Annotated in this window: 1 protein-coding gene and 2 pseudogenes; 1 reads left to right on the forward strand and 2 read right to left on the reverse strand. The window is 34.5% G+C overall.

The window, feature by feature from the left end; genetic code table 11:
- Positions 1-73: pseudogene (locus tag FTV42_RS16690) on the reverse strand (IS5/IS1182 family transposase); the annotation flags it as partial.
- 214 nt (positions 74-287) lie between these two features.
- On the opposite strand from FTV42_RS16690, the gene FTV42_RS16695 reads away from it, so the two are divergent.
- Positions 288-749: a DIP1984 family protein gene (locus FTV42_RS16695; RefSeq protein WP_180039238.1), complete on the forward strand. Its 462-nt coding sequence runs from the start codon at positions 288-290 to the stop codon at positions 747-749.
- 386 nt (positions 750-1,135) lie between these two features.
- Here the strand turns inward: FTV42_RS16695 and FTV42_RS16700 are convergent.
- Positions 1,136-1,683 (reverse strand): annotated as a pseudogene (locus FTV42_RS16700) (IS3-like element ISAba19 family transposase); the annotation flags it as partial.

Raw genomic sequence — 1,683 nt, forward strand, 5'->3', positions numbered from 1 at the left:
GGTGAATGGATAAATTACGCAGAATAACTTTCAACTTTTGCCAGTGTTGATCTGTCAGCATGGTACGAGGCATAGCGAATAGTAAAATTGGGTTTGGCGATTTGATTTTACTACTTCGCTATTTTTTAAGCTAAAAGTGTCAACACACCCTAATGACAAAATATAAGACTTCTACCTCTGAAAATTATAAAAAATCAATTTTTTTGATTTTTAAAGAATGAGGATATAGTATTTGTAAAATTACTTAGCTGCTTAAAACTTAATTCTAATTGGTTAATAGGTGAAAAATGAAATTAGCAGAAGCTCTCTTACTTCGAAGTGATCAACAAAAAAAAATTATTTCACTAAAACAACGTATCAATGCAAATGTATTGGTACAAGATGGTGATAAACCATCTGAAGATCCAAATGAACTACTAAAACAAGTATTTGCTTTAATTCAAGAATTTCAAAAATTAAGTTATGCAATTCATGAAACTAATGCTTTAACAAAATTAAATGATGGTCGTTCTTTACTTGCTTTATTGACTTTGCGTGATGAATTTGTAGAACAGCACAAAACCCTAACTGCAGCAATAAGTAATACATCTCGTGAATCTGATCGTTATAGTACGCGGGAAATAAAGTGGCATAAAGTTATTCCAGTTTCATCACTACAAAAACAAGCTGATGATATTAGTCTTAAATTACGTGATTTAAATGTGTTGATTCAGTCGAGTAATTGGAAAATTGATTTGATTGATGCCTAATAGTCCTTTAGATATAATCAAGTTGAACATACTGGGCGAGTACAAGATCCCTTACTTCCACAACATAGGATTGTAAATAAAGTGTAGTGGCTTGCAAAGCAAGTGGATAAGCTTAAAATTTTAAGTACAAATCAATCCATCACTTGGCATAACTCAAATCTTTGTGCGAACAAAGTTACATGTTACTTATAACTACCATGTACTGACAGTATGTTCACCTCAATTACTAAAAATAAAGAAATGAGCAAGCACCAGCTCAACTACATTTCTATTTTTAATTCGGTTCGGCTTTGTTGCATAACGAGCTGAAAGACAGATTTTGAAAACAGCAGATTCAAATCACAAGTTGAACCGTACCGGGTTTGTCGGAGACTTTTTTATTTAAGTTAGGCCACCTGACCTAACGGGTTAATCTTATCATAGTACATTGCTTCAAACTCAAAAGGCGATACATAACCCAGTGCACTGTGTACACGCTTTTTATTGAACCAATCTACCCAGTTTATTGTCGCAAGTTGTACATCCGCTAAACCTTGCCAATCTGCTTTTAGATATTCAATCACCTCTGTTTTGTATAAGCCATTCACCGTTTCAGCCAAAGCATTATCGTATGAATCACCAGTCGTACCGACTGATGCTCGTAAATTTGCTGTTTCTAAACGATTGGTATAGCGAATAGAAAGATATTGAACACCTCTATCGGAATGATGAATCACATTCTTTGGCATGCCTCGATCGTGCAATGCTTGCTCCAATGCATTGAGCACCATATCTGTATTCATTCGTGTAGATACTTTCCATCCAACAATTGCTCGTGAGAACACATCAATAACAAATGCGGTATATACCCAGCCTGAATGAGTTTGAATATAGGTAAAGTCACCCACCCATAGTTGGTTTGGATGATCAGCATTAAAATTACGTTTCACTAAAT

Origin of the sequence: Acinetobacter sp. YH16052, from assembly GCF_013417155.1 — a bacterium.
Classification (GTDB): domain Bacteria; phylum Pseudomonadota; class Gammaproteobacteria; order Pseudomonadales; family Moraxellaceae; genus Acinetobacter.

Coding starts and splice junctions, on each gene's coding strand:
- FTV42_RS16695 (WP_180039238.1), top strand. CDS start 288: ATGAAATTAGCAGAAGCTCTCTTACTTCGAAGTGATCAACAAAAAAAA.